We start from the raw sequence: 22,893 nt of genomic DNA, 5'->3' as shown, positions 1-22,893 counted from the left end.
CGGAATCGACGTCAGCCGGACGCCTGCACGACAGCAACGGCGCCATCTTCCTGTTTGACCATGATCTTTTCCGAAAACCGGTTCCCACTTTTCGGGATCATGGTCAGCCAATCAGCACACGCGGCTCGAAGCGACCATTGACTGGAATGTCGAGCATAAATGTCATGCCGGCTTGCGGGTCGAGCAGGCGCTGCTTCTCGCTCTTGCCCGACCAGGCGGAGGTGACCGCCAGCCGGTCGGCATTCCTGCCGACGAAAGCCGGACAGGAAGGCTGCGTCGCCGGCATCGCCACCGAACGGACGAGCTTGCCGTCGGGTCCATAGGCTTCGACGACGCTGCCGCCCCAGCAGGCGTTCCACAATATGCCGTCACGGTCGAGCACCGAACCATCGATATAGCCCTTGGCCGAACGGTGGTCGACGAAGACCTTCGGTTCGCCAACCGGCAGGCCGGTCGCCGGATCGCAGCCGACGCGCATCAACAGCCCGGTGCTGGTGTCGGTGTAATAGGCGATCGTCCCATCCTCGGAAAAGCAGATCGAGTTGGGCACCGTGACGTCGGCATAGAGCCGGCGCAGCTCGCCTTTGAAGAACCAGTAGATCGAACCGGCGGCCTTCTCCTCGCCCTTGCCCATGGTGCCGACCCAGAGGGCGCCGCAAGGGTGAACGCGTGAATCGTTCGAGCGGGTGACCGTATTGTCGGCCTCGATCGGCGTGTGCAGCGTCAGCTTGCCGGTCGCGACGTCGCGGACATGCAGACCGGTCTCGGTGGCGATCAGCTGGCGTTGGTCGTCGATGATGCAGATGGCGCTGGCCATCTGACCGAGCTCGTGGATTTTGACGGCACCGCCCGACAGGCGCTGTTCGAGGAGCTGGCCGTTGACGATGTCGAACCAGTAGAGCGTGTCGGTGGCAGGGTCATAGCTTGGTCCCTCGCCGAGTTGGCAGACATGGTCGGAAAAAACCGAAACGATGGTCTCGCTCATCATGCCGCTCCAAACGCCGCGTCCCAGGCCACGACCGCAGCCTTCGCCCGTGCCGCCACTTCGTCGACGCTCATGCCCGGCTTGAACAGGCTGGAGCCAAGACCGAAGACGCTGACGCCGGCTGCCTTGTAGCCGGCAAAATCCTTATCCGAAACGCCGCCGACCGCGCCGACCAGCACACTGGCCGGCAGCACCGCGCGCATCGCCGAAATGCCTGCCGCGCCAAGCACGCTCGCCGGGAAGAATTTCAATGCCGAGGCGCCGAGCCGGATTGCCCGGAATGCCTCGGTCGGCGTGAACACGCCGGGCATCGTCACCATGCCGTAATGCATGGCACGGCCCATGACGTCGGCGTCGATATTGGGGCTGACCAGCAGCCGCCCGCCGGCCTTGTGCAGGCCGTCGACATCGGCGGCGCTGAGCACCGTGCCGGCACCGACCAAGGCTGTTGGAGGAAGCGCTCCGACAATGCTGGCGATGGAGGCGTAAGGATCGGGCGAGTTGAGCGGCACCTCGATCGCTTCGATACCGGCGCCGAAGATCGCCTGGCCGATCGCCACCGCCTCGCTTGGCTTGAGGCCACGCAGGATGGCGACCAGACCCCGCTCGAGCTTTGGAAAAGGTGCGGTTTCGGTCATGCGGCAACTCCATTTCCGGCGATCATGCCATTTTCGCGCGCGGCTTCGGCAAGACCGGCACGCACCGCCTCGTCGGCGTCGACCACCCTGACCGCGAGCCCGGCAAGGCCGAGCGCGTCGGCATAGAGCTTGCCGAGTGCGCCCGACGCGATCAGCACGACGGGCACGGCACTCGCCCCATAACGGCGATTTGCCGAAGCGATCTCGCCGCCGATCAGCAGGCCGGACAGGCACGCGGCGGCATCCTCGGGCTTCAGATCCTGCAGCAGGCTGGCGGCGCGGATCGAGAACAGTCTTGAACCGATGTCACCACCTTCGGCCAACGCCTTCAGGCACCACTCCCGGAAAAATGGATTTTCGGCGGCAACCGGCTTCGGCGGCTCGCCCAGCGAATGGCGCAGGATCGAGTGCGCGGCCAGCACCGAAAACAGCTCGCCGGTCGGCCAGGTGCCGAAACCGGCAACAGAGCCGTCCTCGACCAGCACCCATTTCGAATGCGTGCCGGGCATGCAGACGAGGTGGCGTCCCTTTGCCGGCAAACCGGCGCCGGCAAGCTGGGTTTCCTCGCCGCGCATGACGTCCGGGGCGTCGGCCAGACGCTGGGCAAGGCCGGGCACGATGCGGATGTCGCGGCGCTGGCCGGGGATGCGGGCAGCGCCGGCGAGAATAGCGCCGATCGGCGCCGGCACGCTGACATAGGGCGCCTCCAGCCAGCCCTGGCGCGAACCGGCCATGCCGCAAATGATGACCGGCAGCGCCTCGGCTGCGCCCAGGGCAGCCAGATGCCCTTCAAGAATGGACGAAAATCCTTTAGCCTGGGCGGTGATCAGCCCGTCATCGCCGCGCCGCTCGGCGAGAACCTTGCCGGCGCCGTCGAGCAGCCAGACCCTCATACGGGTGGTGCCCCAGTCGACGGCCGCGACGGAAGCTGCCTTGCTCGATGAGATCACAGGAACCCCCCATCGACGATCAGCATCTGCGCGGTCAGCATGCGTGAGGCATCCGACGCCAGGAACAGCACGGTGCCGACAATGTCTTCCGGCTGCATCACCTCTTTGATGCACTGTTTGGCGACATGAGCGGCGAGCGCTTCTTCGGTGACCCAGAGCTTTCTCTGCCGCTCGGTGATCACCCAGCCGGGCGCGATCGCGTTGACACGGATGCCGTCGACGCCGAGCTTGCCGGCAAGACCCTTGGTGAGACCGACGATGCCGGCCTTGGCGGCGGTGTAGGCCGGCATATCGGGATGGTTGATGAGAAACGACGTCGAGGTGAAGTTGATGATCGAGCCGCCGCCGGCCCGCTTCATGCCCGGCGCCACCGCCTGTGCGCTGAAGAAATGCGGGCGCAGGTTGATGGCATGGTTGTTGTCCCAGAACTCCACCGTGACGTCTTCGACGGCATGACGGTCATCCTGCGCGGCATTGTTGACCAGCACGGTCACGTTGCCATGCGCCTCGGCGGCTTTGGCGATTGATACCCGCAATGCCTCGATGTCGCGTATGTCGGTCTTGAGATAGAACGGCCGCCGGCCGAGCTCCTTGTCTAACCGATCGGCCAGCGCCAGGCTCGGACGGTCGGCGATATCGATGAAGGCGACCTTTGCCCCCTGGCGGACAAAACCTTCGGTCAAGGCAGCACCAATGCCGGAGCCGCCGCCGGTGATCAGCACCGAAGCGCCTTCGAGGTCGGCAAAGCGTGCCGATGGCATCATGAAATTCTCTCCCGGTCCAATGATCTCGGTCGGCCGGCGCGCATCCTATCCAGCCGTGTCGGGCGGGCAAGGGCGAAAGAGTGGATTGTCAGGACTTATGTCCGACAAAAGGCCGCACGGGCCGCCGATCGATCAGCTGCCCAGCCGGACGCGGTACAATTCAACGGCGGCTCCACTGGTCCCGGCAACCGGCTCAAGCCATTCCGGCACGCTGCCGCGCATCAACCCGGCAAGAAAACCTGCCGGCGCCTTGGCGGCGAGGAGCTTGCTTTCGGCGCTGCCGGGGCACAGCGCGACGAGGCCGACGTGATGATCCGCCACGACCGTCCTGGCATCGGCATTGGACCCAAGGAAGGCATCGAGCGCCAGCAGGTTGCCGGCGACGTTGCGATGGTAGGGCCCGGCGAAGACGTGATGTCCGGAATAGGCCAGGATAGGCGATCCGAGATTGGAAATTGCCAGCACGGTGGTGCCGGGCAGGCGGCCGAGTGCCGCAAAGGAGGCCATGCGCTGGCAAGCGACATCGGTGCCGTCGCCATTATCCGCCGTGGTGTTGCTGTCCTCGAAGGCGACCGAGGTTGCCGCGGCAGCCCCAGTCCAGACCGCATTCACCGAAACCAGCCAGACGGCAGCCATGCGCAGCGCCACACCGCGCGACGCGCTGGCCTCGGCCCGTTGACGCCATTTGGCAATCCAGGCGGCAAGCGGGATGACAGCGAAGGCGATCGAGAATGTCGAACCGCGCACCTGCCAAGCGCTGACGATGAAGGCCACGGCAAGCAGCGCGCCGACAAGGCTGTCCTGCCGCCGCCAGCCGCCACGGCCAAGGCGAAGCGCCATCAGCACGAGCGCGATGAGCGGCGTGGCATAGCGCGCCACCACCCCGGCCGGATCTTCAGCGAGCAGCTTGAACAGCGATTGCGCCTCGTCGATGTGATCAAGCCATAGCTCCTTGAGGCGCGGATCGAGGTTGGCATAGGGCGCTGCCAGGCATTGTGGGAACAAAAAGACGATTGCAGCGGCCAATAGAAGGGCAAGCAGGCCAAGCGAGGCGATACGCCATTGGCGCGTGCGGCCGGCGGGCTCGACCGACGCTATCGCCGCAAGGCCGGTTCCGGCGATCGCCGCGACGACGAACTGCACGGTCGAGAAGGCGTCGCATTGCGCCTGACCCCAGGCGGACGGCGCAATGGTGGCGACAAAGACGAGAGCGGACACGCCGGCAAAGCCGAGGCCGAAATCCCTGGCAATCGACCTCTCGCCATTGGCGCCGACGGCGAACAGCATGGCAACAGAGGCGCCGATGGTGGCAAGATAAGGCGCGGTCTCCATGCCGACGGCCAGCATCAATCCGGCGCACAGGCCGGAGAGCAATGCCGCCGGCCTGCGCATTGGCGCTTCAAGCAACAGGCTCAGGCTGGCCATGCTCAGCATCAGCTGGACATTGTGGTGATCGAGCGCGCCAGGCGAAAAAATGCCGAGGAAATGCAGTGCGGCGGCGCCGACGATGACAGCCGGCAGCACGGCGCCGTCACCGGCAAAGCTGCGCGCGGCGCGAGCCGTGAAAAATGCGGTCAGGCAGAAGAGCAGCGCCGGCCACAGCACTTGCGCAACATTCTCGGCAAAGGCCGCGCTGCCCGTCAGGGCCGATACGGCGATGATGATGGCGGCGATCGGCGCATCGACCAGCCGCGACCAATGCATGACGAAACCGCCTTCCAGGCCCATCCTGTACTGGTGCAGATCGAACCAGCCCTGGCTGGCCAGCATGTCGCGAACTTCGACAAGGCGCAGCAGATTGTCGTTGTCGCCGCCGGCATTGGTCAATTCCGGGAAGCCGGCAAGGGCATTGACGGCAAGTGCCAGCAACGTGGCAAGCAGCGCCAGCGCGATATCGGACCTCCAAATGGAGGCGCCATCGTCGGCTGTGCTCATATCAGGACCTTTGGAAGGAATAGGGTGCGGTTTAAACCTAGCCTTAACAGCTTCAATAAATAGTAAAGCCGCCCGAGCGAGGCCGGCGCTTGAGCGGTCAGGGGCCTCACAGGGCATCTGGAGACGAAAATGCCACAAGAAGTGCGCCATGAGCCGAGCATCGCCGTGCTCCTGCCTTGCTACAATGAGGAGCTGACGATCGGCGAAGTGGTGCGGCGCTTTCGCGAAACGCTGCCTGCCGCCGCGATCTATGTCTACGACAACAATTCGCGCGATCTGACGGCGCTCCGAGCCCGCGCCGCCGGCGCCATCGTGGTGCGCGAGCCGCGCCAGGGCAAAGGCAATGTCGTACGCCGCATGTTCGCCGACATCGAGGCTGACATCTACCTGATGGCCGACGGCGACGGCACCTATGCGCCGGAGGACGCGCCGCAACTGATCAACACGCTGCTGACCGAGCGCTCCGACATGGTGGTGGGCACCAGGCGCGGCGTCGCCAACGACGCCGGCAGGACAGGCCACGCCTTCGGCAACCGCATCTTCAACAGCCTCTACAAACGTTTGTTCGGCTCGGACTTTACCGATATCTTCTCGGGTTACCGCGCCTTCACCAGGCGCTTCGTCAAGAGTTTTCCCGCCGTTTCCGGCGGTTTCGAGATCGAGACCGAAATGTCGGTGCACGCCTCGCAGCTCAAATTGCCGGTCAGCGAGATCGGACTCGACTATGGCCGCCGGCCGGAAGGCTCCTCGTCGAAGCTATCGACCTTTCGCGACGGCGCGAAGATCCTGTGGATGTTCGCCATGCTGATGAAGGAGACGCAGCCGCTGCGTTTCTTCGGCGCTTTTTCGGTGTTCTTCCTGGCATCAAGCCTGTTTCTGATGGCGCCGGTGCTGATCGAGTTCGCCGAAACCGGGCTTGTGCCGCGCATGCCGACCTGGGTTCTGTCGGTCGGGCTGCTGCTGCTGTCGATGCTGGCGGCGGTGACCGGGGTGATCCTCGATTCGGTGTCGCGCGGCCGCGCCGAGCAGAAGCGCATCTTCTATCTGTCGATGCCTTCCGGTCGCGTCGAGCGCGAACGTGCAAGCGCGCTCGCGACTTTGAAGGCCGGACCGCGCAAGACGCCGCGGGCGGCCTAGAGCCTAAATGGGACGCCTCGCCCGCTTCATTGTCGCCGGCGGCATCGGCTTCGTCGCCGACGCGGGTGCGCTTTGGCTGGTGCTGGCGACAACGCCGCTTGGGCCCTTGGCGGCCCGCATCATCTCGATCGGTTTTGCCCTGTCCGTCACCTGGCTGATCAACCGCCATCTGACCTTCTCGCCTTCCAGCCGCGGCGTCGCGCAAGAGGGCGCACGCTATGGCGGCGTCGGCATTGCCACCAGCCTCGTCAATTATCTCGTCTATTGCGCCATGCTGTTCGCGCTGCCGATGGTGTCGCCGCTCATAGCCCTTGCGGTCGCCTCGCTGGTCGCCATGGCGCTGTCCTTCCTCGGCTATTCCAAGCTGGTCTTCGACCGCTGAAGGCACATCGCGTTGGGATCTGCGCCAAGCGAAGCGCAGCCTCATCATGACCTTGGCCGATTGGCAGAGGCCGCCGATTTCCTTATATCGCTGTCGTCGATGCATCGGCCCGAAAAATCGGAATCGATTTTCGGAAAGCACGATGCATGGATTCAAAAAATGTTGGAGCGTACTTTGTGCGTCCAAGTGGATCGCTCCAAGTGCGCCGGAGAGCTGCCATGCCCCTGAAAGTCGCCGTCCAGATGGACCACATCTCCAGCGTGTCGGTAGCCGGCGACACGTCGTTTGCGCTGTCGCTGGAAGCGCAGCGGCGCGGCCACCGGCTGTTCCACTACACGCCCGACCGGCTGTCGCTGCGCGACGGCAAGGTGTTTGCCCGTATCGAGGCGATGCAGGTTCGCGACGAGAAGGGCAATCATTATTCGCTGGGCGAAGAAGTCCGCACCGATCTTTCGGAGATGGACGTCATCCTTTTGCGGCAGGATCCGCCCTTCGACATGAACTACATCACCACCACGCATATCCTCGAGCGCATCCATCCGAAGACGCTGGTGGTCAACGACCCTGCCTGGGTGCGCAACAGCCCGGAAAAGATCTTCGTCACTGAATTTCCCGACCTGATGCCGGACACGCTGATCACCAAGGACCCGCTCGAGGTCGCAGCCTTCCGCAAGGAGTTCGGCGATATCATCGTCAAACCGCTCTACGGCAATGGCGGCGCAGGCATCTTCCACCTGCACGAGGCCGACCGCAACCTCGCCTCGCTGCTCGAAATGTTCGGCCAGTTGTTCCGCGAACCCTACATCGTGCAGCGCTACCTCAAGGAGGTGCGGGCCGGCGACAAGCGCATCATCCTGATTGACGGCGAGCCTGTCGGCGCCATCAACCGCGTGCCGGCCGAGCACGATTCGCGCTCCAACATGCATGTCGGCGGCCGCGCCGAAAAAACCGAGCTGACGGCGCGCGAACGCGAGATCTGCGCCCGCATCGGCCCCGCGCTGAAGCAGCGCGGCTTCATCCTTGTCGGCATCGACGTCATCGGCGACTACATGACCGAGATCAACGTGACCTCACCGACCGGCATACGCGAAGTGCAGCGCTTCGGCGGCGCCGACATCGCCAGCCTGTTCTGGGATGCCGTGGAGGAGAAGCGCAACTAGCCTCGCTTCGCGAGCGGCCGCGTTGCAAACCATTGCAGCCGTGGCGCTCAGCTGTTCCCCAAATGTTCTTGCCTTCGCCGGAAATCTGTGGTTGTCTCGGGTGACGCCGTTCGCGGCATGATCGCAAAGGCTTGGGGCAAAAGCCTGCATCCGGGGTGAAGACATGGTGGCGCGGGTTCGCACGGTTGCTTTCCAGGGCATCGAGGCCGTGCCGGTCGACGTGCAGGTGATGATCGCGCCGGGCAAGGTCAACATGCACATCGTCGGGCTGGCCGACAAGGCTGTAGCCGAAAGCCGCGAGCGGGTGCAGGCTGCACTTCATGCATCCGGCCTGTCGATGCCGTCGAAGAAGGTCACCGTCAATCTGGCACCCGCCGACCTGCCCAAGGAAGGCAGCCACTACGATTTGCCGATCGCGCTCGGGCTGATGGCAGCGCTCGGCGCCATTCCGGGCGACATGCTGGCCGGCTATGTCGTGCTTGGCGAATTGTCGCTCGACGGCACCATCGCCGCGGTGGCCGGCGCGCTGCCGGCGGCGATCGGCGCCAATGCCGAAGGCAAGGGCCTGATCTGCCCGTTCGCCTGCGGGCCGGAAGCGGCCTGGGCCGGCAAGGATTTCGACATATTGGCGCCGCGCAGCCTGATCGCCATCGCCAATCATTTTCGCGGCACGCAGGTTCTGTCGCGGCCGGAAGCCGGCATCCATGCCTCGGCGCGCGACCTGCCCGACCTTGCCGACATCAAGGGCCAGGAGACCGCCAAGCGGGCGCTGGAGGTGGCGGCAGCCGGCGGCCACAATCTTCTGATGGTCGGGCCGCCGGGATCGGGAAAGTCGATGCTGGCGCAGCGGCTGCCGTCGATCCTGCCGCCGCTGGCGCCCAGGGAATTGCTCGAAGTCTCGATGATCGCCTCGGTGGCCGGCGAACTCGGCGAAGGCAAGCTGACCGACCGGCGGCCGTTCCGTGCACCACACCATTCGGCCTCGATGGCGGCGATGGTCGGCGGCGGTCTGCGCGTGCGGCCGGGCGAGGCCTCGCTTGCCCATCACGGCGTGCTGTTCCTCGACGAGTTTCCCGAATTCTCGCCGCAGGCGCTCGATGCACTGCGCCAGCCGCTCGAGACCGGCGACTGCATGATCGCGCGCGCCAACCACCGCGTTACTTATCCGGCACGTATCCAGCTGGTCGCGGCGATGAACCCGTGCCGCTGCGGCATGGCCGGCGAGCCCGGCTATCGCTGCCTGCGCGGCGACCGCTGCCGCACCGACTACCAGGCGCGCATTTCCGGCCCGCTGCTCGACCGTATCGATCTCAGGATCGAGGTGCCGGCGGTCTCGGCCAGCGATCTGATCCGGCCGGACCGGGCGGAGAAAAGTGCCGCCGTCGCACTACGTGTTGCCCGCGCCCGTACGATCCAGCGCGAGCGCTTCGAGCGGCTCGGCGCGACCGCCACCACCAACGCCCATTGCTCGCCGTCAGTCATCGAGGAGATCGCCATGCCCGATGCCGCCGGCCTGTCGCTGCTCAGGGATGCCAGCGAAAAGCTCGGCTTTTCCGCACGAGCCTATCACCGCGTCTTGAAGGTGGCGCGGACGCTGGCCGACCTCGAGGCAAGCGAAACAGTCGGCCGCATCCATCTGGCCGAGGCGATTTCCTACCGCATGAGCTCGGAGCGGATGGCGCAGGCGGCGTGACGTTCCCCTCCCCCTTGGGGGGAGGGTGGCCGCGAAGCGGCCGGGTGGGGTTGCCGGCGACGTGCTCTGCCTTTAACGTCTGCACGATATGCGCAGATCAAGATGGCACCGAGTATTGGTCGCCAAGACAATCCCGTTCTTGTCGCTGGAATGGGAGTCGGCGCAATTCTTGCAGGACCCCTCCCGGCCCTTCGGGCCACCCTCCCCTCAAGGGGGAGGGGGACACCGACTCCCATGCCTTCGCTTCAGGTGCCCTGCTTCGCCTTCAGCTCCAGCCTCCGTGCGTGCAGCACCGGCTCGGTATAGCCGTTGGCCTGGACGCGGCCCTTGAAGACCAGATCACACGCGGCGAGGAAGGCGATGGACTTGTCGAAATCCGGCGCCATCGGCCGGTAGAGCGGATCGCCTTCGTTCTGGCGGTCGACGATCGCCGCCATGCGTTTCATCGTCTCCATGACCTGCTCGGGCGTGCAGACGCCGTGATGCAGCCAGTTGGCGATGTGCTGCGAGGAGATGCGCAGCGTGGCGCGGTCCTCCATCAGGCCGACGTCGTTTATGTCCGGCACTTTCGAACAGCCGACGCCCTGGTCGATCCAGCGCACGACATAGCCCAGAATGCCTTGCGCATTGTTGTCGAGTTCCTTCTGGATGTCTTCAGGCGACCAGTTCGGCCGCCTTGCTACCGGCACCGACAGGATGTCGTCGAGCTTCGCCTTCGGCCGGTTCTTCAGCGCCGCCTGGACGGCATGGACATCGACCTTGTGGTAGTGCGTGGCGTGCAGTGTCGCCGCCGTCGGCGACGGCACCCAGGCGGTATTGGCGCCGGCCTTGGGATGCACGATTTTCTCGGCCAGCATCGCCGCCATCAGGTCGGGCATCGCCCACATGCCCTTGCCTATCTGGGCGTGGCCGGCCAACCCACATTCCAGCCCGATGTCGACGTTCCAGGCTTCGTAGGCGGCAATCCAGGCGGCCTGCTTCATGTCGCCCTTGCGGATCATCGGGCCGGCCTCCATCGAGGTGTGGATCTCGTCGCCGGTGCGATCGAGGAAGCCGGTGTTGATGAAGACGACGCGTTCTTTCGCGGCGCGGATCGCCTCCTTGAGGTTGACGGTGGTGCGCCGCTCCTCGTCCATGATGCCCATCTTGATGGTGTTTTTGGCCATACCGAGCAGCGCTTCGACGCGGTCGAAAATCTCGACGGCGAAGGCAACTTCGTCGGGCCCGTGCATCTTGGGTTTTACGATGTACATCGAGCCGGCGCGAGAATTGGCGCGGCGCCCGTTCACGCCGATGTCATGCAGCGCGATCAGCGCCGTCAGCGCCGCATCCATGATGCCTTCCGGCACCTCGTTGCCGTCGCGGTCTGATATCGCCGGATTGGTCATGAGGTGGCCGACATTCCTGACCAGCATCAGCGAGCGGCCGGGCAAGGTCAGCGTGCCGCCATCGGGCGCGGTATAGGTGCGGTCGGGGTTGAGCCTCCGGACAAAGCTCTTGCCGGCCTTGGTGATCTCTTCCGCCAAGTCGCCCTTCATCAGGCCGAGCCAGTTGCGGTAGACCAGCACCTTATCCTCGGCATCGACGGCCGCCACCGAATCCTCGCAGTCCTGGATGGTGGTCAGCGCCGATTCCAGCACGACGTCGGCAATGCCGGCCGGATCGGTGCGGCCGATCTGGTTGTTGCGGTCGATGACGATTTCAATGTGCAGGCCGTTCTTGACCAGCAGGACGGCTTCGGGGTCGGCGGCATCGCCGCGATAGCCGGCAAACTGTCTGAGGTCGGCAAGCGTGGTGGCGCCGGCACCCTCGCCCAGCCGCAACATGCCATTGGCGACCGAAAGCCCGTTGACGCCGGCCCATTTGCCTGTCGTGAGCGGCACCGCCTCGTCGAAGAAGCTTTTCACCCAGGCGACGACCTTGGCGCCGCGCGCCGGATTGAATTTGTTGCCTCGCTCGGCGCCGTCCGTCTCCGGGATGGCGTCGGTTCCGTAGAGCGCATCGTACAGCGAGCCCCAGCGCGCATTGGCGGCATTCAGCGCATAACGCGCGTTCATCACCGGCACCACCAGCTGCGGCCCGGCGACCGAAGCGATTTCCGGGTCGACATTTTCGGTCGTCACGCTGAAGGCCGGCCCCTCGGGCAGCAGATAGCCGATCTCGCGGAGGAAGCTCGTGTAGGCCTCCATGTCGACGGGCGCGCCATGGTCGCGATACCAGCGGTCGAGCTTGTCCTGCATGGCATCGCGCTTTTCGAGCAGTGCCCGGTTTTTTGGCGAGAGATCATGGACGATGGCCGAAAAACCGTTCCAGAATGCCTCCGCTTCAATGCCGGTGCCCGGCAGCGCCTCGTTCACGACAAAATCATGAAGCTCGCGGGCAATCCGCAATCCGGCGATCTCGGCGCGATCAGTCATCAGGGCTTCTCCAGGGCTTGGCCGGCTTGCCGGCCTCGGGCCTTTGACATGGCAAGGTTGTAGGGTCAACTCGGCCTAAGGTGAAGGTAGGGCGTTTTCGCTGCCGATCTCCCCCCTTGAGGGGGAGATGGCCGGCAGGCCAGAGGGGGTCGCCTCGCGTGGAGTGCAACCTCTTCTTTGCACCAAATCGCGTCGCGCTTCATGCGAGGCGACCCCCTCTGTCGCCTTCGGCGACATCTCCCCCTCGGGGGGAGATTACGCGCTCACACCGCAATCCTTGGCCGTCCCGACGCCACCGCCACGACGTGCGCCTCGATGAACATGCGCTGGCCCTCTACGGTGGAGACGCGGAACTCGCTGGCGATTTCGATCTCGGCGCTGTCGGTGCCGGCGTCCTTCGCCCGCCCGGCGGCAATCGCCCGCACATCTTTCTCCGCTGCGGCGATCGCCGCTGCTTCGTCGTTGAAATCGCGCACGCTTTCACCGGAGGCAACGCGGAACAGCCCTTCCTTGGGCTGGCTGACCCGCGCCTCGGCCGATACCCGCACCTGGCCGACGACGGCGCCAAGCGCGTTGGCGACGTCGGTATCCTGCGGCACCACGCATTCATTGCCGACCAGCTCGGCCAGGCCGGCATAATGCAGCGGCGCCGAGGCGCCGAGGCCGATGACCGGACGGTCGAGGGCGACGCTCAAGCGGGCGATGCCGGGATGCGCGTCGACGGCGCGCTGGACCAGGGCATGGGCGACGGTCGCCGCGCCATCCAGCCCGTCCTCGGCGAAGGCGGTTTCGAGGATGACTTCGGCCGACAGGCGGGTCAGCGCGGTCAGCACCCGTTCCGAGATCGCCTCCGGCGAGGCGGCGATGAACTGGCCGCGGCCGTCGCGCCTGCGCGCGAACAGCTCGGCACCCAGACGCGCCGCGGCCGCATCCCAATTGGCCTGCCTGCCCAGCACATGCGCGGCGTCCGACGGCGTGAAGCCGGCGACATGCACCAGCCCGCGCGACACCAGCCGGTTCAAGGTGGCGTTCTGGGCGTTCGAGGACAGCAATCTGTCGAGAGCCTGCGGCACGGCACCAATCAGCTCGTAAAGCTTGGCTTCGGCACCGGTCAGTCCGGCCGCCAGCCGCTCCGGCACGCCGGTGCGCACCGCCAGCCGGCCATCCATGCGGCCGGGGTTGGGCGCGCGCAGTTGGCGTTCGAGCTCCGCCGTGACGGCCTCGCCATGCATCAAGCCGGCCAGCGCCAGCGGCACCAAGCGGCGCGGGCCGAGCAGGATCTTCGGGCTGAGCGCGCCGTCCTCCAGCGCCACTTCGGAATCGCCGCCGAGGCCAAAGGTGCGCATGGCGACGGCCTCGACCATGGTGCGGAACCCGCCGACGGTGGCGCCTTCCGGATCAAGTCGCGGCCGGCCCTTGTCGAGCACGGCGACGTCGGTGGTGGTGCCGCCGATATCGGAGACCACGGCATCGTCGAGGCCGGTCATGTGGCGGGCACCGACGAGGCTGGCGGCCGGGCCGGACAGGATGGTCTCGATCGGCCGCTGGCGGGCAAAGGCGGCCGAGACCAAAGCGCCGTCGCCGCGCACCACCATCAGCGGGGCGGCGATGTTGCGCGCCGCCAAAAAGCCTTCGGTTGCCGCGACCAGCCGGTCGATCATCGAGATCAGCCTGGCGTTGAGCAATGTCGTCAGCGCCCGGCGCGGGCCGCCGAGCTTGGCCGACAGTTCGTGGCTGGCGGTGACCGGCAGGCCGGTCCTGTCGCGGATCAGGTCGCGAGCGGTAAGCTCATGCGCCGGGTTGCGGGTGGCGAAATAGGCGCAGACGGCAAAGCCGGACACCGACTTTTCCAGTTCCGGCAAAGCTGCCTCCAGCCCGGAAAGATCGAGCTTTGCCGCATTGCCATGGACATCGTGGCCGCCGGGGCAGAACACCACCGGGTCGGTGCCGAGCGCCGCCTTCAGCCCGTCGCGGGCAAGGTCGCCCTCGGCAAAGCCGATCATCACCAGCGCCACGCGGCCGCCCTGGCCCTCGACCAGCGCATTGGTGGCTAGCGTCGTCGACATAGACACCAGTTTGATCGCTGCCGGGTCGGTGCCGGCCATTTCGAGCACCGCATCGACCGCGCCGGAGATGCCGACCGCCAGATCATGGCGCGTGGTCAGCGCCTTGGCCTTGGCCAGCACTTTTCCGCCGGGGCCGCCGGCTTCCGACCACAGCACCGCGTCGGTATAGGTGCCGCCGGTGTCGATGCCGAGGAACAGGGGTGAGGGTTTGGGCTTGGCGGTCATATTTGGGTCCGGAGAATTCGTCTCCGCCCCTTAGCGGATATGAACGGGCCGATAAAGGCACGAGCGCTGGGCCACCAGGCGATGATCGTGGTGACGGCCAATCTCCCCCCTCGTGGGGGAGATGTCCGGCAGGACAGAGGGGGGCGCGAAGGATCGCCGGCCTTGCCGCGATCTAAGGCACCTCGGCGAGCCCAGCCGCAATCACAATATGCTGGCAGACATTGTCGATGTCGCGGATGATGTCGTCGTTCCAGAAGCGCAGAACGGTCCAGCCATCCTGTTCCAGGCGCACTGTCCTTGCTTCGTCTCTGACAACAGCATCGGCTTCGGTATGCTGGGAGCCGTCGATCTCGACGATCAGTTTCTTGTCCGGGCAAGCGAAGTCGACGATGTAACCTGCGATTGGGAATTGACGCCGGAAGCCGAGTCCCACCAGCCGGTGCGCACGAAGCTCGTTCCAGAGCTTCAATTCAGCTGGTGTCATGACCTTACGCATCGATCGCGCATTTGCGCGGTGTTTTGAAGGCAATGGCGTATGAGGCATTGTACTGCTGACATTGGCGCTCTACGGCGCCCCCCTCTGTCCTGCCGGACATCTCCCCCACGAGGGGGGAGATTGGCAGCTGTGCCGCCTACCCCACAAACCCCACGCGCTTGTGCGAGCCATCGCAGAACGGCTTGTTGGCGGAGTGGCCGCAGCGGCAGAGGAAGGTGCGTTGCGTACGGTCGACCGTGTGGCCGGTGCCGGTGACGATTTCGACATTGCCTTCGAGCTTGAGCGGGCCGTTGGTCGTCGGCGTCACGGTCAGCGGGCCATTCCGCACTTCCAGCGCCGGCGCGTCTTTCAGCGCCGGCTCGCCGGTGGCGGTGAAGCCGGCCTTGGCGTGGCTGCCGTCGCAGAACGGCTTGTTTTCCGAAGCGCCGCAGCGGCAGAGCGTCGCGCGGTAAGACGTTTCGCCGCCCAGCACGATCTCGGCATGGACGGCCAGCGGGCCGTTTTCCCTGATGCGCACGGTGTTGACCACCGGCGGCTGTTCCTGCGGCCCGCCATCCTTGCGGACATAGGTGATGGCGCCGGACGGGCAGGCTTCGGCGAGCGCCACGATCTTCTCGACGCTGGCCGCATCCGGATGGATCCACTGGCCGGGCGCGTTGGGCACGAAAACATGCGGATCGCCAAGCACGCAGTTGCGCGAATGGATGCAGCGTTTTCCCGAAAAGCCGATGTCGATCTTCTCGCCTTCGACCACTGCCATGGGTGGGTCTCCTGTCGGACTACGCTATGGCGACAGTCAGGACGACGTCAAGGCAGCATTCTCCCCCTCGTGAGGGCCGACCTCGGGCGCGGCGGTAAGGGAATTCGCATTTTTTGCGCGCAGCACCACATTTTGTTCTTGCTTTGTGCCGGCAGCTATGCTACTAATTTGCGTATGGTGCTAATTGGCTCCAACGACCCGCCTGCCGAGGCGGGTTTTTTGTTTCAGCTTTGAAATTCCGGCGTTTCCGGCCTGACGTTGGCGGGACGCCCCTGCCCGCTTTGCGCTGGCTTCTCCCCCATAAGGGTGGAGCAATCGCCTATGAAGTCCCCCGGCCGCGGAGCCTGCCCTCGGGCTGCGGAGGCAAGACTCGTGGGCGGCCACCTTCTTCCCGCCGGGGAGAAGAGCCTGGCGCAGCGCAGGCGACCTCCTCTCCCCTCGGGGAGAGGTCGGATTGCCCCGAATTGCCCTTCACAATTCGGTTGGCAATCCGGGTGAGGGGGCACTTGCCCATACGCGATTGCCCCCCAACAAGAGACGGGCAACTCACGGAACCAGATCGATTTCCTCGGTCTCGCCGCCACTGCAGGTGTAGCAGCAATCGTCGCACTTTTCCGTATTGCCGGGGCCGACGCCCCAATAGGTATTCTCGTCGCCATCGACCCAGGCGCCGTAGCAGATCGATTCGCCGTCACTGCAGGACAGCGGGATCGCCTTGGTCTCGCCGTCGTTGAGATAGTAATCCTGATTGTTGCCCGGCCAGACATGATCGCGGTCCTGGCTGTAGAGCTCGACGCGCATGGCGTTCGGATGGCTGTTCTTGATCTCGAAGGTGACATCGCCGGCATGCGCGACGGGCGCAAACAGCGTGACAATGAACAGCGACGCGGCGACGCGGCGCGCGAAAGCGTAGGACGACATGATGATTTCCCCCCGGAATGAAGCGGCCTGCCCGGCCGCGAGCGAGAACATGGCATGGCGGCGGGATGGGTGGAAGGGGGTGCGCCATTTGCACATCGCGAAAGCGCAGCGTTGCCAAGGAAGACCCCTCTCCGGTTTGCTTCGCAAACCACCTCTCCCACTTCGTGGGGCGAGGAATGCCAATCACCGAAGCCTCACAAGACCTGGGTTCCTCGCCCCCACAAAGTGGGGGAGAGGTGGCCGCGAAGCGGCCGGAGCGGGGGCGGTCCGACCGGGCTCAACGGCCAGGCTTCAGCAGTGTCCAGATCCAGCCGATGAATGTAAGCACCAGGAAGGGATATCCGGCAGCGGGCAGCGGCTCTGAGGTCGGCAGCAACGGCGCCCCCCAGAGGATCAGGCCCGCCGACGCAACAAACAGCAAGGCGGCCACGACAGCGGTAAGCCGCATCCACAGCGCGAAGGTTTTCGGCGCGCTGACCATGACCAGCGCCGCCGCCCAAAGCGAGATACCGCCGACATAGGAGGGCACGCTGGCCTCAAGCCCCGCCGCATTGCCGGAGAGCAGCAGGCTCTCGCCGGCGAGAAAGGTCAGAAATCCGGCCGCCACCCAGTCATTGCCCTGCCGCTGATATTTCATCGTCAGCAGCGCGGTCGCCACCACGAGCGCTGTGCCGTCGATCGTCCAGAGTGTTTCGCGGAGGGACGCGCTCTCGACGAAGGTGCCGGCGAGCCCGAAGGCGCCGCCCATGGCGAGGCCGATCGCGGCGACGATGTCCAGAGTGGAGCGCATGTGATGTCTCCCCGAAGCCGCAAGGATACTTCAAGGCGGGACATTCTCCAATGATGGTCCGCTGTCCTGAAGGGTCGCAATGGCCGGCGCGTATCCAGCTTGCTGACCTGTCGCACGCTTCTGCCCAATCCCACCATGCAGCTTCAGCGCCGCGCTGGCGGGGGGCCCGCTGCCTCCGGCAGCTCCCCCGCTTTCGAAGCCTGCCATCGATTCACTGGATCGATGGCTTGGCGCGCTGTGCGCGCCAACCGGCTTCTCAATCCCCCATCTTCAGCGCCTGGATAAACGCCTCCTGCGGTATATCCACCTTGCCGAACTGCCGCATCCGCTTCTTGCCCTCTTTCTGCTTGTCGAGCAGCTTGCGTTTGCGCGAGACGTCGCCGCCGTAGCATTTGGCGGTGACGTCCTTGCGCAGCGCCGAGATGGTCTCGCGCGCGATGACCTTGCCGCCGATCGCCGCCTGGATCGGGATCTTGAACAGATGGTGCGGGATCAGCTCCTTCAGCTTCTCGCACATCTGGCGGCCGCGCTTTTCCGCCGCCGTACGGTGGACCAGCATCGACAGCGCATCGACCGGCTCTTCGTTGACCAGGATCGACATCTTGACCAGGTCGCCCTCGCGATAGTCGGTGAGGTGATAGTCGAACGAGGCGTAGCCCTTGGAGATCGACTTCAGCCGGTCGTAGAAGTCGAAGACCACCTCGTTGAGCGGCAAATCGTAGATCAGCATGGCGCGCTTGCCGACATAGGACAGGTCGGCCTGGATGCCGCGCCGGTCCTGGCAGAGTTTCAGGATGCCGCCGAGATAGTCGTCGGGGGTGAGGATGGTGGCGCGGATCCACGGCTCCTCGATGGCCGCGATCTTGACCACGTCGGGCATGTCGGCCGGGTTGTGCAGTTCCTTTACCGTGCCGTCGTTCAACAGCAGGCGGTAGACGACGCTCGGTGCGGTGGCGATGAGATCGAGATTGAACTCGCGCTCCAGCCGCTCCTGGATGATTTCGAGATGCAGCAGGCCGAGGAAGCCGCAGCGATAGCCGAAGCCAAGTGCGGCACTGGTTTCCATTTCAAAGGAGAAGGAGGCGTCGTTGAGGCGCAGCTTGCCGACGGCGGCGCGCAGATCCTCGAAATCGGCGGCGTCGACCGGGAACAGGCCGCAGAACACCACCGGCTGTGCCGGCTTAAAGCCCGGCAGGGCTTGCGCCGTCGGCCGCTTGTCCTCGGTGATGGTGTCGCCGACGCGGGTGTCGGCAACCTCCTTGATCGAGCCGGTGAAGAAACCGAACTCGCCGGGGCCGAGCTCGTCGACATTGATGCGGGCTGGCGTAAAGACGCCGGTGCGCTCGACCAGGTACCTGGCGCCGGTGCCCATCATGCGGATGGTCTGGCCCTTCTTCAGCACGCCGTCGATGATGCGGACCAGCACGATGACGCCGAGATAGGCGTCGTACCAGCTGTCGACCAGCATCGCCTTCAGCGGGGCCGTGATGTCGCCCTCGCGCGGCGGCGGCAGATCGTTGACGATGGCTTCCAGCACGTCGGGAATGCCGAGGCCGGTCTTGGCCGAAATCAGCACGGCGTTGGAGGCGTCGATGCCGATCACCTCCTCGACCTGTTCGCGGATGCGCTCGGGCTCGGCGGCGGGCAGGTCGACCTTGTTCAGCACCACGACGATCTCGTGGTTGTTGTCGATCGCCTGGTAGACATTGGCCAGCGTCTGCGCCTCGACGCCTTGCGAGGCGTCGACGACCAGCAGCGAACCTTCGCAGGCGGCGAGCGAGCGCGACACTTCATAGGCGAAGTCGACATGGCCGGGCGTGTCGATCAGGTTGAGGATATAGTCCTCGCCATTGTTGGCGCGGTATTTCAGCCGCACCGTCTGCGCCTTGATGGTGATGCCGCGCTCGCGCTCGATGTCCATCGAGTCCAGCACCTGCTCCTTCATGTCGCGCAGCTCCAGCCCGCCGGTCGACTGGATCAGCCGGTCGGCAAGCGTGGATTTGCCATGGTCGATATGGGCAACGATGGAGAAGTTGCGGATGTTTTTGATCGGCGTGGTCATGCGGCGCGCTTTAGCAGGGGCACGCTACATCGGCAAGCGGCGGGGCGCGGGTGCGGCGGCGGGGCGGCAAAGTCGTTAAACTTTGATCCATGAGATTAGAGCATAGTTCGCGCCCGGCGTGATAGCCACTGGCCATCGCCGTTTCGGGGGGATCGGAATGCCGTTGTCAGCACGCAAATTTCTCAAATCGGTGAGCGGCTCGTTCGCGCCATTGCTCGCCATCTTGCTTATCCCGATGGTTGCCGCATTGGGTTTTTCCATCGACTATACCTCTGCGGTTTCAACCAGGGCATCGATGCAGAACGCCCTCGATGCAGCGTCGCTGTCGATCACGACGCTTGCGACGGACACCTCACTGGCGGACCGCCAGGTAAAACTGCAGGAGGCATACCTGGCCAATGGCGGGCAAGGCACGGCCAAGCTCGACAGCTTCGTCGTCGCCACCGACGGCGCCGCCAGCATCAAGGCTTCGGCCGGCTTTGCCATGCCGACGAATTTCATGCAGATCGCCAGGATCAACACGGTGCAGGTCGGCGTTGCGTCGGCAGTGACAAAGCGGCCGGCATTGGTGCAAGCCACGTTCAAGGTCGACAAGATCTCTGGCTGGTGGGACAAGACGGTGACGCTCTACGGCACCAAACCCGGTGACGCGGCGGCCAACAAGCTGATGAGGATCTCCTACGCGTACAACAGGTTTGGCGATCCCAAAGGCTACGGGACGTCCTCTGTTTACACGATCAACGGAACGACGGAGACGCTGGTCCAGAAACAAGTATGCACGACCGTCACGGTGACCAGCTTCTATGGCTTGCCCACCGGCACAATCACTCAGATCAGCGGTACCAGGAAATACGCAACCACCTGCGTCAACACGATGTATCCCGCGACCGGCGCCGGTGCGGTGATCGACGTGAAGGACATGGATAACCTGTCTCTGGAGATGAAGATTCCGAATCCCAATCCTGGTCTTGGCGGCGGCTATCTGGCCTCGGGCACGAAAGAAACCCTGCGATCGGACGATCCGGCCACGTCCGACCGATTGTTTATCGACAAGGTCAAGACGCTGGCCAATAAGACTGTCGACATCTTTGAGGCCGTGCCGTGCGGCATCACCAGCAGTCAAGCGTGGGAAGATGGCGGATCACTTACCAACAACACCATAGACGATGCCGATTTTTCCTATTTTGTGACCGGCAAGTGCGCGTTCAACAAGCGGCCTTCGGAAACCGTGCTCACACAATAGGGGCGACTTGAGTGCCGATCTCCCCCTTGTGGGTCCTCAAGGGGGGAGATCGGACATCCCCTCGGCTCTCGCTAATGCTCTAGGAACTCGGACTTCTCCTCAATCACGAAGCGGTGATGCTGTAACGAACCGTGTGTCGGCGGCGAAGTGTGGACATGGAACCGCACAGGAGAACAGCGATGACCGGATCGAAACGCAGCACAGCCCTGATGGGGCTCGCCGCGGCACTGTTTTCCGCGACTGTGCTGTCGGCAACCAGCGCGGCCGCCGGCCAGACGCTGACCGTCGTAGAGCTGTTCACCAGCCAAGGTTGCTCGTCCTGTCCGCCGGCCAACGCCAATCTGATCAAGGTCAAGGACCGGCCCGGCGTGCTGGCGCTGTCCTTCAACGTCACCTACTGGGACTATCTCGGCTGGAAGGACACATTCGGCAAAGAAGAATTCACGCAGCGCCAGGTCCGCTATGAACCGTCGCTCGGCCGTTCCGGCCCGTTCACGCCGCAAGTGGTGGTCAACGGCAGGGCCGATGCCGTCGGCGCCAGGCCGGGCGAGATCGAGCAGCTGATTTCGAGTGGCGGCCACGCTGACGGACCTTCGTTGTCGCTCGCCGGCGGAAAGGTCAGCATCGGCGCCGGTCCGGTGCCCGGCGGCAGGGCCGATGTCTGGCTGGTGCGTTACGGCAAGGGCGTCGTCGAGGTGCCGGTGGCGCGCGGAGAAAACACCGGCCGCACGCTGCCGCACGCCAATGTCGTGCATTCGCTGACCAGGCTGGGCAGTTGGACCGGCGACGCCACCGCACTGCCGCTGCCGGCGGCGACGGGCGGCCTCAGCACAGCGGTGCTGGTGCAGGTGCCGGGCGGCGGGCCGATCCTCGCTGCCGCAGCGAATTAGAACCCGTTCCGAAATTTGCGCAACGCCGCAGCGGCGCCGCTGCATGCCGTCAACCCCTGCCAAACCCTAGGAGATCATCATGACCAATCCTTTGACCAATCGCCCGACCCTGGCGGCACTCGCCTTCGCACTTTGCTCGACGGCGCTGTTCGCAGGAGGCGCGGCGCGGGCCGAAGATGCGATGAAGCCGGCGAACGCCATGGCAACAAACGCCATGAAACCGGCAACGGACGCAATGAAGCCGGCCGGCGCCATGGCGGCTGACGCGATGGCCACGACCGCGATGAAGGCGACAGATCCGATGAAGGCGGACTGCATGGCCAAGGCCGCCGCCGAGACGGACGCCATGAAGAAAGCCGAAGCGACCAAGGCCTGCGATGCCATGGCTCTGGCCAAATAGGCGATGCGCACAGCAATGTGAGAGCCCGGCGGACCTATCCGTCGTATAATCCACACCAGCATCATGGGAGATCAGACATGACCGGAGCCGTGAAACGATCGTCGATTTTCGCAAAAGCAGCACTTGCCGCGCTCATCCTCACGGCCGCCGCGGCCGTGTTCTGGCAGACGCCGGCAGTTTCGGCCGAAGACGCGGTGGTGATCCCGCCGCCGGCAATGGACGAGAAGGCCACCGCCGGCACCGAAAAGGCGGTCTTCGCCGGCGGCTGCTTCTGGGGTGTGCAAGGCGTGTTCCAGCACGTCAAGGGCGTCACCAGCGCCGTTTCCGGCTATACCGGCGGCGACAAGGACACGGCCGTCTATGAAATGGTCGGCACCAGCCGGACGGGCCATGCCGAATCCGTCGAGATCACCTACGAGCCGTCCGAGGTGACCTACGGCCAGCTGCTGCAGGTGTATTTCTCGGTGGCGCACAACCCGACGCAACTGAACTACCAGGGCCCGGACAGCGGCACCCAGTACCGTTCGACGATCTTTGCCGAAAACGACGCACAGAAAAAGATCGCCGAAAGCTACATCGCCCAGCTCGACAAGGCCAAGGTGTTTCCCAAGCCGATCGTGACGACGCTGGAGACCGGCAAGACCTTCTATCCGGCCGAGGACTATCACCAGGACTTTCTGACGCTCAACCCGACCTATCCCTATATCGTCTACAACGATTTGCCCAAGGTCGAGAATCTGAAGCGGCTGTTCCCCAACCTCTACCGCGAAAAGCCGGTGCTGGTGCTGGCCGCCAACAAGAGCTGAGCTTTTGCGGGGGGCCTGCTGATCTCCCCCCTTGAGGGGGAGATGGCCGGCAGGCCAGAGGGGGTCGGTTCGGTTGGCGCGACGCGGTCCAGCATATCGAGGAAGACGAAGTTGGCACTCCACGCGCGGCGACCCCCTCTGTCGCTTTCAGCGACATCTCCCCCTCAAGGGGG

21 protein-coding genes are annotated in these 22,893 nt (G+C 64.8%); 8 read left to right on the top strand and 13 right to left on the bottom strand.

Translation table 11 applies throughout. From position 1 onward, the window contains the following. Positions 1–103: 103 nt before the first annotated feature. From NKJ28_RS15035 to NKJ28_RS15015, 5 genes are all read right to left on the bottom strand, one after another. A complete protein-coding gene (locus NKJ28_RS15035) occupies positions 104–985 on the bottom strand; it encodes an SMP-30/gluconolactonase/LRE family protein (protein ID WP_023679859.1) in 882 nt (293 codons plus the stop codon). Continuing rightward, positions 985–1,623: a 2-dehydro-3-deoxy-6-phosphogalactonate aldolase gene (locus tag NKJ28_RS15030; protein WP_352575268.1), complete on the bottom strand. Its 639-nt coding sequence runs from the start codon at positions 1,621–1,623 to the stop codon at positions 985–987. Before NKJ28_RS15030 ends, NKJ28_RS15035 begins: the two co-directional genes overlap by 1 nt. Further along, entirely contained in the window at positions 1,620–2,570 is a 951-nt protein-coding gene (locus NKJ28_RS15025; RefSeq protein ID WP_502898215.1) for a 2-dehydro-3-deoxygalactonokinase, read from the bottom strand. The genes NKJ28_RS15030 and NKJ28_RS15025 overlap by 4 nt, the downstream gene beginning before the upstream one ends. Next, a complete protein-coding gene (locus NKJ28_RS15020; protein WP_023679862.1) occupies positions 2,570–3,337 on the bottom strand; it encodes an SDR family NAD(P)-dependent oxidoreductase in 768 nt (255 codons plus the stop codon). The genes NKJ28_RS15025 and NKJ28_RS15020 overlap by 1 nt, the downstream gene beginning before the upstream one ends. A gap of 132 nt (positions 3,338–3,469) precedes the next feature. After that, complete coding sequence (locus tag NKJ28_RS15015; protein WP_352636264.1) at positions 3,470–5,272, bottom strand: GtrA family protein; 1,803 nt, start codon at positions 5,270–5,272, stop codon at positions 3,470–3,472. A gap of 129 nt (positions 5,273–5,401) precedes the next feature. On the opposite strand from NKJ28_RS15015, the gene NKJ28_RS15010 reads away from it, so the two are divergent. From NKJ28_RS15010 to NKJ28_RS14995, 4 genes are all read left to right on the top strand, one after another. Then, complete coding sequence (locus tag NKJ28_RS15010; RefSeq protein ID WP_031212751.1) at positions 5,402–6,409, top strand: glycosyltransferase; 1,008 nt, start codon at positions 5,402–5,404, stop codon at positions 6,407–6,409. Positions 6,410–6,416: 7 nt separating this feature from the next. After that, positions 6,417–6,791: a GtrA family protein gene (locus tag NKJ28_RS15005; protein WP_352575274.1), complete on the top strand. Its 375-nt coding sequence runs from the start codon at positions 6,417–6,419 to the stop codon at positions 6,789–6,791. Between the two features lie 218 nt (positions 6,792–7,009). Next, positions 7,010–7,951, top strand: a complete 942-nt coding sequence (gshB, locus tag NKJ28_RS15000) for a glutathione synthase (protein WP_352636261.1) — start codon at positions 7,010–7,012, stop codon at positions 7,949–7,951. Positions 7,952–8,114: 163 nt separating this feature from the next. Next, positions 8,115–9,644, top strand: a complete 1,530-nt coding sequence (locus NKJ28_RS14995) for a YifB family Mg chelatase-like AAA ATPase (protein WP_352636259.1) — start codon at positions 8,115–8,117, stop codon at positions 9,642–9,644. Between the two features lie 245 nt (positions 9,645–9,889). Here NKJ28_RS14995 and NKJ28_RS14990 read toward each other — a convergent pair whose 3' ends face one another. The 8 genes from NKJ28_RS14990 to NKJ28_RS14955 all read right to left on the bottom strand — a co-directional run bounded on the left by NKJ28_RS14990 (position 9,890) and on the right by NKJ28_RS14955 (position 19,642). Beyond that, entirely contained in the window at positions 9,890–12,061 is a 2,172-nt protein-coding gene (locus tag NKJ28_RS14990) for a malate synthase G (RefSeq protein WP_352636257.1), read from the bottom strand. A 263-nt stretch (positions 12,062–12,324) separates the two neighbouring features. After that, positions 12,325–14,352 carry a hydantoinase/oxoprolinase N-terminal domain-containing protein gene (locus tag NKJ28_RS14985; RefSeq protein ID WP_352636255.1) on the bottom strand — a complete coding sequence of 676 codons (2,028 nt, stop codon included), beginning with the start codon at positions 14,350–14,352 and terminating at the stop codon, positions 12,325–12,327. Positions 14,353–14,524: 172 nt separating this feature from the next. Next, positions 14,525–14,896, bottom strand: a complete 372-nt coding sequence (locus NKJ28_RS14980; protein ID WP_352636253.1) for an endonuclease domain-containing protein — start codon at positions 14,894–14,896, stop codon at positions 14,525–14,527. An 88-nt stretch (positions 14,897–14,984) separates the two neighbouring features. Beyond that, complete coding sequence (locus NKJ28_RS14975) at positions 14,985–15,608, bottom strand: CDGSH iron-sulfur domain-containing protein (RefSeq protein WP_352636251.1); 624 nt, start codon at positions 15,606–15,608, stop codon at positions 14,985–14,987. Between the two features lie 546 nt (positions 15,609–16,154). After that, positions 16,155–16,529, bottom strand: coding sequence for a hypothetical protein (locus NKJ28_RS14970; protein ID WP_352571556.1), 375 nt, complete (start codon positions 16,527–16,529; stop codon positions 16,155–16,157). A 277-nt stretch (positions 16,530–16,806) separates the two neighbouring features. Then, positions 16,807–17,319, bottom strand: a complete 513-nt coding sequence (locus tag NKJ28_RS14965; RefSeq protein ID WP_352636249.1) for a hypothetical protein — start codon at positions 17,317–17,319, stop codon at positions 16,807–16,809. A 256-nt stretch (positions 17,320–17,575) separates the two neighbouring features. Beyond that, positions 17,576–19,381, bottom strand: a complete 1,806-nt coding sequence (gene lepA / locus NKJ28_RS14960) for a translation elongation factor 4 (protein WP_352636247.1) — start codon at positions 19,379–19,381, stop codon at positions 17,576–17,578. Positions 19,382–19,456: 75 nt separating this feature from the next. Beyond that, positions 19,457–19,642 (bottom strand): hypothetical protein, encoded by a 186-nt coding sequence (locus tag NKJ28_RS14955; RefSeq protein WP_352636306.1) that lies wholly within the window; start codon positions 19,640–19,642, stop codon positions 19,457–19,459. On the opposite strand from NKJ28_RS14955, the gene NKJ28_RS14950 reads away from it, so the two are divergent. From NKJ28_RS14950 to msrA, 4 genes are all read left to right on the top strand, one after another. Next, positions 19,572–20,624 carry a TadE/TadG family type IV pilus assembly protein gene (locus NKJ28_RS14950; protein WP_352636303.1) on the top strand — a complete coding sequence of 351 codons (1,053 nt, stop codon included), beginning with the start codon at positions 19,572–19,574 and terminating at the stop codon, positions 20,622–20,624. The genes NKJ28_RS14955 and NKJ28_RS14950 overlap by 71 nt on opposite strands. Before the next feature lie 179 nt (positions 20,625–20,803). Next, a complete protein-coding gene (locus tag NKJ28_RS14945) occupies positions 20,804–21,514 on the top strand; it encodes a DUF1223 domain-containing protein (RefSeq protein ID WP_352571560.1) in 711 nt (236 codons plus the stop codon). A 79-nt stretch (positions 21,515–21,593) separates the two neighbouring features. After that, a complete protein-coding gene (locus NKJ28_RS14940) occupies positions 21,594–21,914 on the top strand; it encodes a hypothetical protein (RefSeq protein ID WP_352636245.1) in 321 nt (106 codons plus the stop codon). Between the two features lie 77 nt (positions 21,915–21,991). Then, positions 21,992–22,720, top strand: a complete 729-nt coding sequence (msrA, locus tag NKJ28_RS14935; RefSeq protein WP_352571562.1) for a peptide-methionine (S)-S-oxide reductase MsrA — start codon at positions 21,992–21,994, stop codon at positions 22,718–22,720. Positions 22,721–22,893 lie beyond the last annotated feature (173 nt).

It is taken from the genome of Mesorhizobium sp. M0145 (assembly GCF_040322355.1).
In the GTDB taxonomy this organism is placed as follows: Bacteria; Pseudomonadota; Alphaproteobacteria; order Rhizobiales; family Rhizobiaceae; genus Mesorhizobium.
This window is presented reverse-complemented; position numbering and strand designations above follow the sequence as displayed.

Coding starts and splice junctions, on each gene's coding strand:
- NKJ28_RS15035 (WP_023679859.1), bottom strand. CDS start 985: ATGAGCGAGACCATCGTTTCGGTTTTTTCCGACCATGTCTGCCAACTC.
- NKJ28_RS15030 (WP_352575268.1), bottom strand. CDS start 1,623: ATGACCGAAACCGCACCTTTTCCAAAGCTCGAGCGGGGTCTGGTCGCC.
- NKJ28_RS15020 (WP_023679862.1), bottom strand. CDS start 3,337: ATGATGCCATCGGCACGCTTTGCCGACCTCGAAGGCGCTTCGGTGCTG.
- NKJ28_RS15015 (WP_352636264.1), bottom strand. CDS start 5,272: ATGAGCACAGCCGACGATGGCGCCTCCATTTGGAGGTCCGATATCGCG.
- NKJ28_RS15010 (WP_031212751.1), top strand. CDS start 5,402: ATGCCACAAGAAGTGCGCCATGAGCCGAGCATCGCCGTGCTCCTGCCT.
- NKJ28_RS15005 (WP_352575274.1), top strand. CDS start 6,417: ATGGGACGCCTCGCCCGCTTCATTGTCGCCGGCGGCATCGGCTTCGTC.
- gshB (WP_352636261.1), top strand. CDS start 7,010: ATGCCCCTGAAAGTCGCCGTCCAGATGGACCACATCTCCAGCGTGTCG.
- NKJ28_RS14995 (WP_352636259.1), top strand. CDS start 8,115: ATGGTGGCGCGGGTTCGCACGGTTGCTTTCCAGGGCATCGAGGCCGTG.
- NKJ28_RS14990 (WP_352636257.1), bottom strand. CDS start 12,061: ATGACTGATCGCGCCGAGATCGCCGGATTGCGGATTGCCCGCGAGCTT.
- NKJ28_RS14985 (WP_352636255.1), bottom strand. CDS start 14,352: ATGACCGCCAAGCCCAAACCCTCACCCCTGTTCCTCGGCATCGACACC.
- NKJ28_RS14980 (WP_352636253.1), bottom strand. CDS start 14,896: ATGCCTCATACGCCATTGCCTTCAAAACACCGCGCAAATGCGCGATCG.
- NKJ28_RS14975 (WP_352636251.1), bottom strand. CDS start 15,608: ATGGCAGTGGTCGAAGGCGAGAAGATCGACATCGGCTTTTCGGGAAAA.
- NKJ28_RS14970 (WP_352571556.1), bottom strand. CDS start 16,529: ATGTCGTCCTACGCTTTCGCGCGCCGCGTCGCCGCGTCGCTGTTCATT.
- NKJ28_RS14965 (WP_352636249.1), bottom strand. CDS start 17,319: ATGCGCTCCACTCTGGACATCGTCGCCGCGATCGGCCTCGCCATGGGC.
- lepA (WP_352636247.1), bottom strand. CDS start 19,381: ATGACCACGCCGATCAAAAACATCCGCAACTTCTCCATCGTTGCCCAT.
- NKJ28_RS14955 (WP_352636306.1), bottom strand. CDS start 19,642: ATGGAAAAACCCAATGCGGCAACCATCGGGATAAGCAAGATGGCGAGC.
- NKJ28_RS14945 (WP_352571560.1), top strand. CDS start 20,804: ATGACCGGATCGAAACGCAGCACAGCCCTGATGGGGCTCGCCGCGGCA.
- NKJ28_RS14940 (WP_352636245.1), top strand. CDS start 21,594: ATGACCAATCCTTTGACCAATCGCCCGACCCTGGCGGCACTCGCCTTC.
- msrA (WP_352571562.1), top strand. CDS start 21,992: ATGACCGGAGCCGTGAAACGATCGTCGATTTTCGCAAAAGCAGCACTT.